Source organism: Mucilaginibacter kameinonensis (genome assembly GCF_003675385.1).
In the GTDB taxonomy this organism is placed as follows: domain Bacteria; phylum Bacteroidota; class Bacteroidia; order Sphingobacteriales; family Sphingobacteriaceae; genus Mucilaginibacter; species Mucilaginibacter kameinonensis.
Window position 1 is genome coordinate 660,462 of sequence record NZ_RCWZ01000005.1, and the last position, 15,217, is coordinate 675,678.

Genomic DNA, 15,217 nt, shown 5'->3' on the forward strand with positions numbered 1-15,217 from the left:
TCGATTTTAAAAAGTTGCCTGCAAACCAAGGATCAGTTGAAGTGTAGCCGGATAATAGCTCAGGGAGGTGTTCACGCCTGGCGTAAGTCCGTTAACCTGTACCAGGTCGGGATCGCCGCCGGTAAAGCTTGTAAAGGTGTGCAGGTTTCTGCCGGTGGCGTAGATACGTATTGATTTAAGGTATTTGGTTTTAAAGGGCTGGGTATACCCAAGGGCCACGTTATCTATTTTTACAAATGAACCGTTTTCCAGGAAATAATCGGACGCGATAGCGGTTGTTGCCGGATTGGTTAGCAACGAATATTTACTTTTACTATCATAGGCCGATTTCAGCACATTAGCATCGCTTTGGCTTGATGGCGTACCAATGTAGAAGGCTGTTGTATTGAATATTTTATAACCAAATGTGCCGCGCAGAAAAATACCCAGATCAAACCGCTTGTATCTAAACGTGTTGCCGATTGAACCGATAAACTTCGGTAAACCATTGCCTACAAACTGTTTATCATCTGATGATGCCTGGTTGGCCTGAACAATGGTTCCGTCTTTTTTATAAACCTGTAAAGCGCCATCCTTATTAACCCCTGCCGAGCGCAGTGTATAAAACTCCCCTATGCTACGTCCTTCCTGAATACGTTGTATGTTACCCGGAGAACCCGGGGCCGGCAAACCGGCCAGCTCAACAAATGGTGCACCTTTGTACACATCGTTTGAGAAGGAAATAAACTTGTTGCGGTTATAAGCCAGTGCAGCGGTTATGTTATAACTAAAATCAGGCTGCCTGATAACGCTGCCATTCAACCCCAGTTCTAATCCGTAATTTTTCATGGTACCCACGTTGGCAAAAGTCTGCGACTGGGAATTTGGCGGCAGGGGTACATTGTAGTACCCTAATAAATCCTTGTTTTTACGGATATAATAATCAAGTGATCCTGAAATGCGGTTATCCAATATCGAAAAATCAATACCCGCGTTGAAGTTGATCGATTTCTCCCATTTTAAATCGGGGTTTACGTTTGAAGTGGGGCCATAAACCTGGTAAACCTGTCCGTTATATGGGAAATAACCAGCACCTCCATACAATAGCAATGAAAGATAACTATCAAAATCCTGATTGCCGGTAACACCGTAATCTGCACGTAGTTTAAGGTCATTTATCCATGGCAGGGCACCTTTCATGAAATTTTCTTCAGATACGCGCCAGGCACCCGAAACAGCGGGAAAATTACCCCATTTGTTTTTTATGCCGAATTTGGATGATCCCTCTCTGCGTAAGCTTGCGGTAAGGATGTAGCGATTATTAAAATCATAATTCAAACGGCCGAAGAATGAGATAAGTGTTGAACCATTCTGGGTCGAACTCACTGCAGATTGTCCCTGACCGGCTGCACCGCCATTGTATAGGCCTGAACCGAGATTGTTCCACAGATATGAATCGAACGGAAAATCATAATTCTGGGCATAAAAGGTATTGTAATTGTACAAGGTATAAGAATAACCACCCAGGGCTTTGATGTGATGACGCCCCAGATCGAGCGCGTAATTACCCGTCCACTCCACGTTTTTCTGATCATTTTCTTCCTGCCGCTGCGAAGCGAAATTGGTTTGCGTTATTTTGCCCGCGTGCACAATTGAAGATAATGTAGATGGGGTAAAATTGAAGCTCCTCACCGATCTGCTAATCTCAGATACGGTTACCGTACTACTCAGATTTTTAAGAATGTTTACCTTTAAGGATCCGTTGATATCCATTTCCTTAATTTGTGCTTCCGATTTGATCACATTAGCATTCTCAACCGGGTTGTTGGAGAAAAAGCCGGTATTGATATAGTTATATTTTCCAGCAGTATCGTAAATGGGATAAGTTGGGTTTAAGGTGAGCGCATTATTAAAATTACCCTGATCCGAGTTTTTGGTATTCATGTATCTCGGGGCAATATTCAAGGTGGCCACAAAAACGCCATTGTCGGAAGTGTGGTTTACATTGATGCGTGCGCCATATTCCTTTTTATGCGCCCGCAGGTCAATACCATCGGCGTTGCGGTAATCGGCCGATGCGAAATAATTCGTTTTACCAGAACCGCCCGATAATTGAACTGTGTGCTTTTGAGCGAAAGCCGGCGAATTGGTTACGGCGTCCATCCAATTTGTTTTAGCGCCATAATTCTGTCCCTGGCTGTTTTTTACCCTATCGGCAATGAATTCATCGGCAGTAAGGTTTTGCAGCCGGTTGGTGAGGTAATCAAAACTGGCATAACCTTCATAAAACGTACGCGCCTGCGATGAGCCTTTTTTTGTGGTGATAATGATAACACCGTTGCTTCCGCGCGTTCCATAAATAGCTGATGCGGCACCGCCTTTAAGTACATCAATACTTTCAATATCATTTTGGTTGATATTGTCAATATTGCCTCCGGGTACACCGTTCACCACATACAGTGGACCTAAACCCGCGTTTCGGGAAGAAACGCCCCGCAGCTGCACGTTAGGTGATGAATTTGGATCAGCACCGGAGGTGTTGGTAATGCTGAGACCTGCAACTTTGCCCTGCAACGACATTAAGGGACTGTTTGATGCTACGGGAAGCAAATCCTTTGAGGAAACGTGTGTGATAGCGCTTGATACCTCCCGTTTATCGAGGGTACCGTAACCTACGCTTACTACAACTACTTCCTGCAGCGAATTATTTGCTGCGGCAAGTGTTACGTTTAAGGTAACACCCGCAGTTAGTGGTACCTGCCGGGAGGTGTAGCCAATATATGAAAAAGAGATCGTTTTAGCAGATGCAGGTACGCTGAGCGTATAAGCGCCTTTAGCATTAGAGGTAGTACCTACCGACATGCCCGTTACTACAACACTTACGCCTGGCAAAGGAGAACCATCCGCAGCATCAGTAATGGTACCTGATATTGTTCTGTTTTGTGCGAGCACCGTCCCGGTAAAAATACAACAGAACACCAGAGTGCTGAGCCTGAGTAAAAGTTTCTTGTACATAAAAAGAATTTATAGATTGGTTTTTGAGGTTAATTTGACCGCGAAATAACGCTTCGGCCACGACGAAAATGTGTATCACTAAGGCGGAGCATTTGCCCTGTTTTTTGTTTTCATAAAGCGAGATTTTGGTAACCGCCAGGTAGTGGCTAAGCGCTAATTGGTATGTTGTGAAATTAGAAAGTTAGTACTCCCGAATTCACAATTATGGACGCCGAAGGAAAAAAATCTCACAAAAAACAAACTCAAAAGCCTATAAAAGAGACATATAGATGAAATTAAAACCAGAAAAATCTCAGCTAAAAAGGGCGGTAATTGTTATTGAAAACAGTACTAAACGATTCCGGAATGGCAGAAAGACGGAAAAAGCAGGTAGTATTAAAATCAAATGTTTTAATTAAAATATCTATGAACATAATTTGAAATCAAAATCATCGATACCATCACAGGCGTTAGTGAAGGATAATCCAGACGTTTCTTTGCTCAACCTCTTCGTAAAAATCGCTCGTACGAAACCAGCTTATCGGAATGTATATCTGCTTTCGAAACGGCATCTCTACCGATATAATTTTGTAATAAAAAAAGGCTGTACTATGATTTATAATACAACCTCTTCTTTATGAATTTTAACTGTACTTAGTACTTGCTGTTATACGGGTAGAATCCAGATCTATTTCGCATATAAGTACCCTATCTCCTATTCTCCTTTTAAACTTTTCACCGGGTTTGTTAGCGCGGCTTTGATGGCCTGGTAACTTACCGTCAAAACAGATATCAGCAATGTTAGCGCGGCGGCAATTACAAATACCCATACATTGATACTGATCCGGTAGCTGTATCCTTTTAACCACTGGAACATTAAATACCATGCAATTGGGGCGGCTATACAAAATGAGATAGCAACCAGCTTCAGGAAATCGCGCGAAAGCAGTGTGGTTACGTTAGCCACTGAAGCACCAAGCACTTTTCTGATGCCTATTTCTTTGATCCTGTTTTGTGCCATGTAAGCGGCCAGGCCAAATAATCCAAGGCATGAGATAACGATTGTTAAGCCGGCAAAAAGGCTGGCCAGCGTACCAATCCTTTGTTCGTCGCCAAATTTTTTAGAATATTCCTGGTCAACAAAAGTGTACTCGTATGGATAATCGGGATTATACTTTTTGAAAATGGCTTCCGCACGGCGAAGGTTCTCTTTGGTTGAGTTGGCGTTATTGAGTTTATAGTGGATGATATTAAACCATGAACTCGGGCCTTGTATCAGCATATGTTGTACAGGCTCATAGGGCGAACTGATGATAAAATCTTTAATAACACCAACAATATGCCAGGCTTTGGCGTCTTTGCCTTCGCCCTGGGTAATTATTTTACCTACAGGATCTTTCAGGTTCATGATTTTAACCGAAGCTTCGTTAACCAGCATAGCGGTCGAATCTGTAGGATAGTTAATGGGATCAATATCCCTGCCGGCCACCAGCTTAAGACCCATGGTTTTTATCAGGCTACCATCCGAACTGTAGATGATAAAATCTACTTTGTTGTTAGGCGTTGAACCCGGCCAGTTAAAGCCCCAGCTATCGCTGTAACGCTGCGTGATGGGCGAATTTGTTTTGGATACGGATGTTGCTGCCCCGCTTGAAAGCAATTCATTTTTGATAGATTTATAATGCTTATCAATATCGCCCGACATGAAACTGAAAACCAGGTTATCTTTTTTATAACCGGTATCCCTATCCTGGGCATACTGTAACTGCTGGCGGATAACTATTGTACAAATAATCAATACCACCGCGAAAGTAAACTGAATAACTACCAGTAATTTACGCGGCGTAACTAACGCGTTTGCCGCCTTAAATGTACCTTTCAATACGGCCACAGGCCTGAAAGATGACAGGTACAAGGCCGGATAGCTGCCCGAAATAATACCGGTAACCAGGATAAAGCCAAGCGCTATAAGCCAAAAGTATGGATTAGCGTAAGGCACATATAATTGCTTTTGAGTGAGCTGGTTGAAACCTGACATGCTTATCTGTACAATAATAACTGCAAAAACACCGGCTATAGCCGCTATCAAAACAGACTCGCCTAAAAACTGCCAGATCAACGCCCCCCTTAGCGCACCTACCGTTTTACGAATCCCTACTTCACGTGCACGTGACTCACTTCTGGCTGTACTTAAGTTCATGAAGTTGATACAGGCAATAACCAGGATGAGCACCGCAATGAGCGAAAACACCCTCACCCTTTCTATTTTTCCGCCAACTATCTTACCATCTTCAAAATGCGAATACAAATGCCATTTGGTTGCCGGGTGCAAAAACTGCTGAATATCTTTGGTATCCGAATGGTTTTTAGTAAAATTTTCAACGGCAGCATCGGCGTTAGCTTCTGTTACTCCCGGTTTCAACAACACGAATGTTTGGATGGAGTTATTACCCCAGTATTCATCATCCTGGCCAATTTTTTTCAGGTACGACCATGGTAACAGGTATTCAAAATCAAAGCGGGTATTATTCGGCAGATCTTTCATCACGCCGGTTACTTTGAAATAGGCATTGCTATCTATCTTAACCGTTTTGCCTATCGCGTTCCCATCTCCAAAAAGCTTTTTAGAGAATTTCTCGGTGATGACGATATTGTGCAATTCGTTCAACGCGGTTTTGGGATCTCCGCTGATTAATGGAAAGCTGAACATAGAAAGGAAGTCGCCATCGGTAAAGTCGCCGCTTGCTGTAAGGCGCTTATCGCCAATAGTAAACAGGAAATTGGCATTGGTAACCCTGGCCACTTTTTCCATTTGGGGCAATTCCTGCTTCATTACCCTGCCCATAATTTTAGGGGTGGTTTCCCAACTCCATAACTTCCCGTCAAATTTCGATTGATTGTAAACTGAATAAAGTCTGTCCCTTTTTTCATGAAACTGGTCAAAGCTCAGTTCGTTCTGGATCCATAGCAAAATGAGCGCGGCACTGGCCATGCCAATAGTTAAACCAAGGATATTAATCAGGGAAAATGTTTTTTGACGCAGCAGGTTACGCCAGGTTATTTTTAAGTAGTTTTTGAGCATATGTTCAGGCTTTGATAATTATAAGACGCCGGTACCTTTCATTTAGTTGCAGCACTTTTTCATTTTTATTTAAAGGAAAAGTTAAAAAGAACACAAAAAAGTAAAGCCTCCATTAAATAGAGGCTCAATAATATACTAACTTTTTAAAATCAAGAGCAAACCCGTCCTATCAATCGGCATGACTTTGCCACGTACCCGCCTTATATATAAAGTATTAATTCTTTGTATCTGGATGTCTGGCCACTATTTATAAGCAGTGTTTAAAATTCGATCTAAATGTTACCATAAGTCGTTTTCAAAACATAGAGAAAATTCAATATGCTCCTGGCTTGGTCTTCGTTGGCTGAGATTAGTTGTACAACATTGTTTTAGTTGAGCCTTTATTTAAAGACGAAGTAAGTTTAAAGCGTACAGACACTGTAACACCGTTTGAACCTGATATTTCAAACTCTCCTCTTAATTGCCGCGCAAGCCCATTCATCATTTGCATGCCAAGCGATTTGTTTCGCAGAGCGTCAAAGTTTCCGGGTAACCCGCGACCATTATCAGCAACAACCAAATTTACCAGATCCTGCTCATCTCTAACAAATGATATCATAATCTGCCCGGCCTTCCCTTCAAAGGCATATTTAACAGCATTAGTAATCGCTTCATTTAAGATCAATCCAACAGGTACTGCCTGCGAAAGGTCGATATGAAGCGGATCAACTACCTGTATAAATTTAATTTTTTCAACGCCAAGGCCATTGGAGAGATTATTAACCAGATCTGACACATATGCCGGCATATTGATCGTGGCAATCTGGTCATTATTATAAAGTTTCTGGTGAATAAGTGCTATCGCGTTAACCCTGTTCTCACTTTCTGCTATAGCGTCTTTGGCATCCGCGTTTTGCAGAAAACCAGCCTGCGCCCGTAAAAGCCCAATGATGATCTGGAGATTATTCTTTACCCTGTGGTGTACCTCCCGCAACAGCCAGTCCTTTTCTTTCAAAAGCCCGTCTTTATCTGCAAGCAGCCCATCCTTCTCGTATAATAACCTCTGCAAAATCACATTCTGGGTGTTTATCGCTTCCTGTTGAGATTCCAGCCTCCTGTTAATTTTCTGCTTACTTTTAAAGCCAAGAAACGCGAAGATTGCCAATAACAGCAAGACAACAACACCACCTATCATTACATCCCGGATGGTATTGGAACGTTCTATTACCGCTTCCTGGAGTTTCTGCTTATTCTCCAGGAGTTTAATATCCTTTGACTTTTTATCTGCCTCATACTTGATATTCAACTCGGATATTTTTTGCCTGGCGGCTAAATTATTGATGGAATCATCTAAGGCTTTATGCCTTGCGAAATGCCTAATGGCCGGGATGAAATTTCCAAGCGCGGAATCTGCCTTAAACAACAATTTGTGGGTATCAAGTTCCTGATCGCGGTCAAAATATTGCGGATTTTTCAGCGATGCCTCCAGGTATTTCTTCCCTTCTTTAAAACGGTCGTGCTGAGTATAATATTTACCAATGATAAATAGAGCACCGCCACCTGTTAAAGTTAAATGAGTCCCTATCTTTTTTCCGTTTTCCTGATCGGCAGCCTGATCAAGTCTGAGCATTTCCAGGTAATTTTGTTCTGCCAGCTTTTGGTCACCAAGCAGGTCATAAATATAGCCGTAAGTTGAGGCAAACAGCTCCTTGTTATTAAACGATGTGGTTGGATACTTCTTTAAAAAATCGTTTAGAAATCTCAGCGCCTTTTTAGGTGCCCCGCCTGAGGCCATGAAGTTGGCTATCTTGTAGCAGTCTACGTATTTATCACGTTCCGATTTGTTGACATCATATTGGAGCACTATGCGATAAAATTGAATGGCCTTATCATATTTCTTTAGCGCCGCGTAGGTGTTTCCAAGGGCAATGTAGGGCCTGATCTGCTTATCAGGATTATCGCCAGCGGCCTTTACCCCGGCAAAACCCCAGTCAAGGGCCTTATCATAACGGCCATTAAAGCGATAAAAGTCACTAACAATATAATAGGTCGTTATGGACAAAGGCTCGTGGCTCACCGAAAAACAACGCAGCATTTCCAACAGGTCTTTCTCTGCCTGTACAATTTGACCATGATTTCCCCGGATAATAACGAGATCGCGTAAACTATATCCCGCCTCTTTCAGGTTATTTGCCTGGCGGTAGTATTTCACGGCCATTTCATGACTGTGAATAATATCACTATAAGTGCTATTATTTTCGGGCATATATGTACCGAGTTGAGACCATGCCCGGGCTTCATTTTCAGTTGCTCCCGATTGATGAAAGCGTAGAATGATGTCCATGAAAGCCTGTTTACCTTCTGACACCTTACCCTGATTAAAGTAAAATTTACCGGTAAGGATTGAACATTCGTTTAACCATTCTGTTGAACCCACCTTTTGCGCTGCTTCTGACGCTTGACGAATCAACGGTATAGCCTGAATAAACTCTTTGCTATCCGGCGGAAAATTAAAAACACCGCGTTCACCAATAAGCAATAGTAACCTTGCCTTTTCTTCACCATAAGCGCTACTGGCTACCTTCAGCGCATCCTTAAACTGATCCCGCTCGAGCAAAGCCTTACATTGCATAAATTTGGCCTCGTTACCACCCTCGATGAAATTTAAAGCTTTACTTAGTTCAAGTGCCTGGCCGGCATACAGTGCAACGCTATCAATATCCTTGTTGGTTACTGTTCGGGAATACCAATAAATGTGTGAGATTTTAAGGAGCAAATTGATCTTATTGGTATCTGGCGGAGATTGGCTCAACTTTTCCAGCAAAGCGAAAGGGGCTTTATCTGTTTCCTTTTTTACAAGCAGCCCGCCCTTTGTCGCTTGACTGAGAACTGTCTGCGCAAGTAGCAAAAAAACAGAAACGGAAACTATCCATTTTCCCATGTTAAAAAAATAAAGTTCTCAATAACAGGGAGTTTGTATCTGGCCAAACAACCCAATCAATTCCGCTTCTAATCTCCTCAAGCTATTTTCGCTACTATGCTAAAATACAACGCCAAATTTACGCATAAAATAAAGAAAACATGGCATTAGACCATATACACTAAGGGGCTTTTATGTAGCAACAATCTCTCGCTGATCGCAAACCGCAATTTTGATTGACATTTTTTCAATCCTATCAATTAAGCGCTTGACCAAAATCTAATCATGATAAGAAAACACTGAAACTTAACTACCCGGTTATAAAATCTATACTTTTGGCCTCAGCCCCTACTTATGAATAAGCTGTTTTTTAAAATCTTTATTCTTGTCCTGCTGTTATCCCGCTCTGCTTTCGGCAAATTGCATTACAGCCTCTCTCTTGATAATGATAAAGAACAGGTTGGCGAAAAGGCAGCCGGCAGCGAGGACACCGCAAAGATCAACGTGCTGCTCCGCTTAGCATCTATATATGTAAACAAACCCGGCGAACGGGCCGACGATCTGAATAATGCCATTAATTATGGGAACCAGGCCCTTTCGTTAAGTCATCAATATCATTTTCCATTACAGGAAATTACCGCCTACAGCCTGCTTTCACAAAGCTACCGCGAAAAAAAAGACATAGCTACAGGTAGAAGATATGCCGAACTTGGCGTTAAGCTACTTCCCAAAAATGCTATAACTATAGAAGCAGCTGACGCACTGGCCGAACTATCAACCTACTATGATGCCACCAATTCGGATAGCCTTATTATTAAGATAAACTATTTTGCAAAGTCGGTTGGCATTTTGAGAAAAATAGCGCCAGGTACCAGGAAGCTTGCTGATGGGCTGAAGTTTCTTGGAGATCTGAAGAATAGCAAATATGACCTTAAAGATGCAGTCTCGCTTTTAAACGAATCATTGAAACTTTATCAATCACTTGGGGTAAAACAATTACAGGATATTTATGATTTGCTTGGGGACGCACTCACCAGTTCAGGCAACACGGTAGAAGGCCTTTCATACCAGTTAAAAGCTTTGAAAACAGCTGAGCTGTTTAAGGATACCAGCCAAATGATAAGTACCATCTACTATCGTCTGGCCTTTACTTATAATTCCATCAATCAGGATAACAGAACGGCAGAATGCATGGAGAAGGCGCGCTATTATGCAATCAAAAACCACAATATTAACGACTGGATCATGATTTCGGGTAGCCTTGGGACTATCTATAACAAACTTGGGCGTTACCGGGAGGCCGTAAAAATCTGTGAAGAGGCCCTTATAAAATGTTCTTTTACCGATTATCAGAACCAAACTAATCTGATCACTAACCTGCTTTTCACGGCAACAGCTACAAAAAAGCTCGATAAAGCCTCTGGGTATTACAACCGGTTAAAAGAACTTACAGACGCTCATAATATCGAATTGAGCCCCACCGACGCGGCAATGATAGAATACTTGATTGTGATGAAGAGGTTTCCAGAAGCGGCATTACAAGTTGAAAAGTTTATTAAATATGCTGCTGTTACCCAAAGCCTGATATCTAAACAGAAAATAGAACATTATCAATTCCAGGTTGACTCTGCCGCGGGAAACTTCCTTTCGGCAATCATCCACCAGGAAAACGCGCATTTATTGCGGGACTCACTGCTCTCCCGTAACTATAATAAGCAGATCGGCAGGATGCAAATGACATTCGATCTGCAAAAGAAGGATCAGGAAATCGCTTTTAAAGCAAAGCATATTGACCTGTTAACCCATCAAAACCAGCTACAGAACAGCGCACTGCATAGCCAAAGAATGATCCGCAACTTGTTTATCGCCTCGGTGCTGCTATTGGTGGCTTTGCTCACCGTCCTTTACAATCGGTACAAGCTTAAGCATCGGGCAAACAATGATCTGCAGGAACAGCAAGAGGAAATCAACACGCAAAATGAATCATTACGGCAATTGCTTGATGAACGGGAATGGCTTTTGAAAGAGGTACACCATCGCGTTAAGAATAACCTGCAAATCGTGATCAGTCTGCTTAATTCACAACTAAGTAATATTAAAGATGTAGTAGCAATTGATGTGATCAGGGAAAGTCAGAACCGGATGCGGTCCATATCGCTGATCCATCAGAAGTTATACCAGTTTGATAACCTCGCCACGATAGACGCGGGCGACTACATTCGGGAGATAGCACTTTATTTGCAAGAAAGCTTTGATACCATTGGGCATATCAAATTCCGGGTGATTGCCGAACCAGTTAGGCTGGATGTTTCCCAGGCCGTACCTATCGGACTGATCTTGAACGAGGCGATAACAAATTCGATAAAATACGCATTCTCAGATCAGCATGATAAGCTGGTCACTATTAGTCTTTTCAATATTGATAATCATGTACGGTTAACCATCAGTGATAATGGGAAGGGGTTGCCTCCGGAGATTGACATCAAGCAATCAAAATCATTGGGGATGCAGCTTATGAACGGTTTAAGCCGCCAGATACGTGCCCTGTTAAAGATAACCAGCGAAAATGGGGTAACCATAGAGCTTGAATGGAAGCAGACAGATCCTTTCGAAACTTCAACGCATCGTAACAAGATTATTAACGAGAGTTTCAGTTCTTTGTAAACTCTCCCAACAAGATACTTCAAACTAAGAACCTCGCGGAAAGTAACTGGCTAAGTAAAGAAACGCCCAGGCTGAACACTACATACAAATAACCCGACCAAATAAAAGAATTGATAATTATCAATGCCCTTTCTTATTTCATATCAATGTGTGGTCAAAGCTAAAACAACAATTTTGTCATGTTCACAAATGAATGAAAAACACTAAAAAACAAGAACATGTCAACAAAAGCACAAATATTAGGTATCGACCATGTTGGTATCAATGTACCCGACCTACAACAGGCTATAGACTTCTTCAGTGATATTTTCGGTTTCTCGGCGATTACACAGCTCGGCCCATTTCCGCTCGACGCCGCATGGAAAGCAAACAACAATATGCATCCCGATACAGGTGCAGTTACGATCAAAATGGTACACGCGGGCATCGGCGCAAGCATTGAAGTTTTTACCTATGACAATAACCAGGGAAACAAATCACATCCGGGAAGTGATGATATCGGCGCAAGCCACATTGGTTTCTATACCGCGAACATGGATGAAGCAGTTGAATTCTTAAAATCAAAAGGTATCAAGTTTCTGGGTGAGCCTTTCCTGATGCCATCGGGCGATACCGAAGGTGAAACATGGGTATATTTTCTTTCTCCATGGGGAGCAAAGATGGAGCTTGTTTCTTATCCAAAGGGCAAAGGCTATGAGAAAAGCAACCCGGCAAAAGTACTTTGGTCGCCCAAAAGCAGCGTTAAGAATATAATACTTACTGAAGACGAGATCAAGGCTTTGGTAGAACGCCATCTTGAGCTTTGGAACGAACAGGATGAAGACAAACGCAAGGTTATACTCAATGAGATCTATGCGCCAGATATGGAAATGGTCGATCGCCATTTTATTGCAAACGGTCACAATGAAATAGAAGGCTTTATCGTTGGTTTACATCAAAAAAATCCAGACTTCCGTTTCACTCACGCCAAACCGATCAATATTCACCATAACATCGCCCGTTTATTTTGGCAGGTAGGTAACGAGGCCAAACCAGATGCCGTTACTGGTATGGACCTGTTTGTGATTGAAAACGGAAAAGTGCAAAAGCTTTATGTTTTTGTAGGAGAAGAATAAGCTAAATCGCGCTAACTTAAAACAATCCGGGCCGGTTATATTTATCGGCCCGGATTATTCATGAAAACCCTGGGCAATTTAGCTTAAAGCTACATCAATAGTTTTTGAAATCTGCTCGCCTATGTCCTGGCCTGACTGGAAAAACTGTTTCAACATACCATTTTTATCGATAACCAGGCTTGTTGGATAATTATGGATGGCGTATGTTTTGATCACATCGTTTGCCTTAACCAACTGTTGAAAATTGAAGGGATGCGACTTCAAAAATTTGGTTACAGCCGGCCCGTCATTGAAAGTAATCCCCAGAAATACCACCGCCTTGCCTTTATATTTCTTTACAAGTTCATTTAAGCTACCCATCTCTGTAAGGCAAGGCGGGCAGGTAGTGAACCAGAAATTTACTACCACAACCTTCCCCTTCAAATCGGATAGTTGCACGGTATGTCCTTTCGGGTCGGTTCCCGAAAAGGATGCCGCCTGGTGCCCTGTCATGGCTTGCAGTGTTTCCATCTGGGTAGTTGATGCTGCTATCATTTCCTCTTTCATTTTATCGGTAAACTGAACAAGGTGTATGATACCATTTGCATCATCTGTTTCATCATGTTTGCTGATCATCTTGTCTGCACCCCAGGCCTGTTTTACACTGTCCAGTTTATCGGCACTGATCTTTGCACCATCAGGCAATACATAGGTAATGTTTCGGGTTGCCTGGTTGGTTCCTGTATTAGTTGCATCAGTTGCCTTCTCTGTTAATACCCTTGACTTACATGCGATTAAACCGCTCATTGCCGAAATAGCCAGGATGCCGGTTGTTGTTCTTATAGATCTCACTTAAATTTCGTAATTGTTTAACAATAAACTGCGGGTGGCAAAGCTATCTGGATATCCCTTCCTTAGCGATGACTATTGTCAAAATCAGAAATTGACCATACACACTATTGGTCAACTATTTAATTGACTCATACAGGAATTAAGCAATGGTGCTTTTTGATAAACATCAATGGACAATAAATGCAACAAGCCCATCTTTGGCCGATTATTAATGAGGGAGATGATGACAGGAAATAACGTTTAAAATAAACATCCATAAAGGAACTGCAAAGGTGTTAAACCACACTTATTCTCCCTGGCCTTCGATTTATAAAACAAACAAATAACACCGTCCTACCCTCGCGATTCGTATCGCATAATATCAAAACCTCAACGTCATCGAATTATCAATAGGTTTCCTTTAACCAATTACCCACCATTATTAAAATGAAAAAAATATTTATAGCGCTTTTAGTAGCCATACCATTCATTTCCACCGCACAAAACAACGCTTTCACTATTAAAGGAGCTCTTGAAAATTCTGTCCCCGGCGATAGTGCCTTGATACAGTACACTGCACCTTCCGGTGTCCATCAGCAGATAGCGACATCAGTTATCGACGGACATTTTACCTTTAACGGAGTTGTCACCGAACCTACCAAAGCAGAGATTTCGCTTAAACATAAAATACTCAAAGATGGTAAAGACGATAAGCTGGAGCTTTATCTTGTACAAGGCACCACAATTATCCAGGGCAAATCAACCTTTGAGGATGCCGTTGTAAGCGGTACCAGGCTAAATGAAGAATACCTGTTATACCGTACTGAAGAGAAGTTTTTTGATAGTAAATACCAGACATTGGAAGCCGAAGCCAATGCTGCAACCGAAGAAGAACGCAAATCGGCGAGCTTTAAAGCAAAGCAACATATCGAAGAAGCCGCTATCGATTCGGCCTATTATATTTCAAAACAACGATTCGCTGAAAATCATACGGCATCGATAGCCGGAATCCTGGCCTTAAATGACTACGCTTATACCGCCGATTATTCATTGCTCAAACCCATATTTGATAAATTTGGAGAAGATGTAAAAGGCAGTAAAGAAGGCAGATTTTTTTTAGCAAAACTGGAAAAACTGAAAATCACTGCTATTGGCAAAATACTACCCGACTTCGCCGAACCGGACGCCAGCGGCAACCTTGTAAAATTATCTTCTTTACGGGGTAAGTACGTATTGATCGATTTCTGGGCTCCATGGTGTACTCCCTGTCGCGCGGAGAACCCTAATGTTGTAAAGGCCTACGAACATTTTCATGATAAAGGCTTTACAGTATTGGGTGTTTCATTGGATGGCCCAAAGTACCGTGACAGCTGGTTAAAAGCCATTAAAGATGACCACCTAAGCTGGCCCCAGGTTTCCGAATTTAAATACATGAATGACACGGCTGCGAAACTTTATGGCATTAACGCGATCCCTCAAAACTTCCTGATCGACCCCGAAGGCAGGGTGATTGCTAAAAATCTGCGTGGAGAAGCATTAGAGCGTAAACTGAAACAATTACTTAACCAAGGCGGGCTTCAGTAATTAAAAAAAGCAGGAATGATGCGACCCTCAACTTTATTCATTGACATTTATCAACCTGCTTTTTTATCTTATATCAATTTGCAGGAGAAG

7 protein-coding genes are annotated in these 15,217 nt (G+C 42.1%); 3 read left to right on the forward strand and 4 right to left on the reverse strand.

From position 1 onward, the window contains the following. Nucleotides 1-6: 6 nt before the first annotated feature. The 3 genes from EAH55_RS25760 to EAH55_RS25770 all read right to left on the reverse strand — a co-directional run bounded on the left by EAH55_RS25760 (nt 7) and on the right by EAH55_RS25770 (nt 8,975). Complete coding sequence (locus tag EAH55_RS25760) at nt 7-2,994, reverse strand: SusC/RagA family TonB-linked outer membrane protein (RefSeq protein ID WP_121812180.1); 2,988 nt, start codon at nt 2,992-2,994, stop codon at nt 7-9. A 694-nt stretch (nt 2,995-3,688) separates the two neighbouring features. Further along, nucleotides 3,689-6,055, reverse strand: coding sequence for an ABC transporter permease (locus EAH55_RS25765; protein WP_121812181.1), 2,367 nt, complete (start codon nt 6,053-6,055; stop codon nt 3,689-3,691). A 349-nt stretch (nt 6,056-6,404) separates the two neighbouring features. Continuing rightward, nucleotides 6,405-8,975 carry a tetratricopeptide repeat-containing sensor histidine kinase gene (locus EAH55_RS25770; RefSeq protein ID WP_121812182.1) on the reverse strand — a complete coding sequence of 857 codons (2,571 nt, stop codon included), beginning with the start codon at nt 8,973-8,975 and terminating at the stop codon, nt 6,405-6,407. A 333-nt stretch (nt 8,976-9,308) separates the two neighbouring features. On the opposite strand from EAH55_RS25770, the gene EAH55_RS25775 reads away from it, so the two are divergent. Together EAH55_RS25775 and EAH55_RS25780 are read left to right on the forward strand one after the other, a co-directional pair. Then, entirely contained in the window at nt 9,309-11,618 is a 2,310-nt protein-coding gene (locus EAH55_RS25775) for a sensor histidine kinase (RefSeq protein ID WP_121812183.1), read from the forward strand. Nucleotides 11,619-11,836: 218 nt separating this feature from the next. Further along, nucleotides 11,837-12,733: a VOC family protein gene (locus EAH55_RS25780; RefSeq protein ID WP_121812184.1), complete on the forward strand. Its 897-nt coding sequence runs from the start codon at nt 11,837-11,839 to the stop codon at nt 12,731-12,733. A 78-nt stretch (nt 12,734-12,811) separates the two neighbouring features. Here EAH55_RS25780 and EAH55_RS25785 read toward each other — a convergent pair whose 3' ends face one another. Further along, nucleotides 12,812-13,564, reverse strand: coding sequence for a peroxiredoxin family protein (locus EAH55_RS25785; protein ID WP_162997049.1), 753 nt, complete (start codon nt 13,562-13,564; stop codon nt 12,812-12,814). A gap of 426 nt (nt 13,565-13,990) precedes the next feature. Here EAH55_RS25785 and EAH55_RS25790 point away from each other — a divergent pair, with 426 nt between their 5' ends. Beyond that, entirely contained in the window at nt 13,991-15,127 is a 1,137-nt protein-coding gene (locus EAH55_RS25790; RefSeq protein ID WP_121812185.1) for a TlpA disulfide reductase family protein, read from the forward strand. Nucleotides 15,128-15,217 lie beyond the last annotated feature (90 nt).

Bases quoted from the DNA above. Each gene is read 5' to 3' on its own strand.
- EAH55_RS25775 (WP_121812183.1), top strand. From the start codon at position 9,309: ATGAATAAGCTGTTTTTTAAAATCTTTATTCTTGTCCTGCTGTTATCC.
- EAH55_RS25765 (WP_121812181.1), bottom strand. From the start codon at position 6,055: ATGCTCAAAAACTACTTAAAAATAACCTGGCGTAACCTGCTGCGTCAA.
- EAH55_RS25780 (WP_121812184.1), top strand. From the start codon at position 11,837: ATGTCAACAAAAGCACAAATATTAGGTATCGACCATGTTGGTATCAAT.
- EAH55_RS25760 (WP_121812180.1), bottom strand. From the start codon at position 2,994: ATGTACAAGAAACTTTTACTCAGGCTCAGCACTCTGGTGTTCTGTTGT.
- EAH55_RS25790 (WP_121812185.1), top strand. From the start codon at position 13,991: ATGAAAAAAATATTTATAGCGCTTTTAGTAGCCATACCATTCATTTCC.
- EAH55_RS25770 (WP_121812182.1), bottom strand. From the start codon at position 8,975: ATGGGAAAATGGATAGTTTCCGTTTCTGTTTTTTTGCTACTTGCGCAG.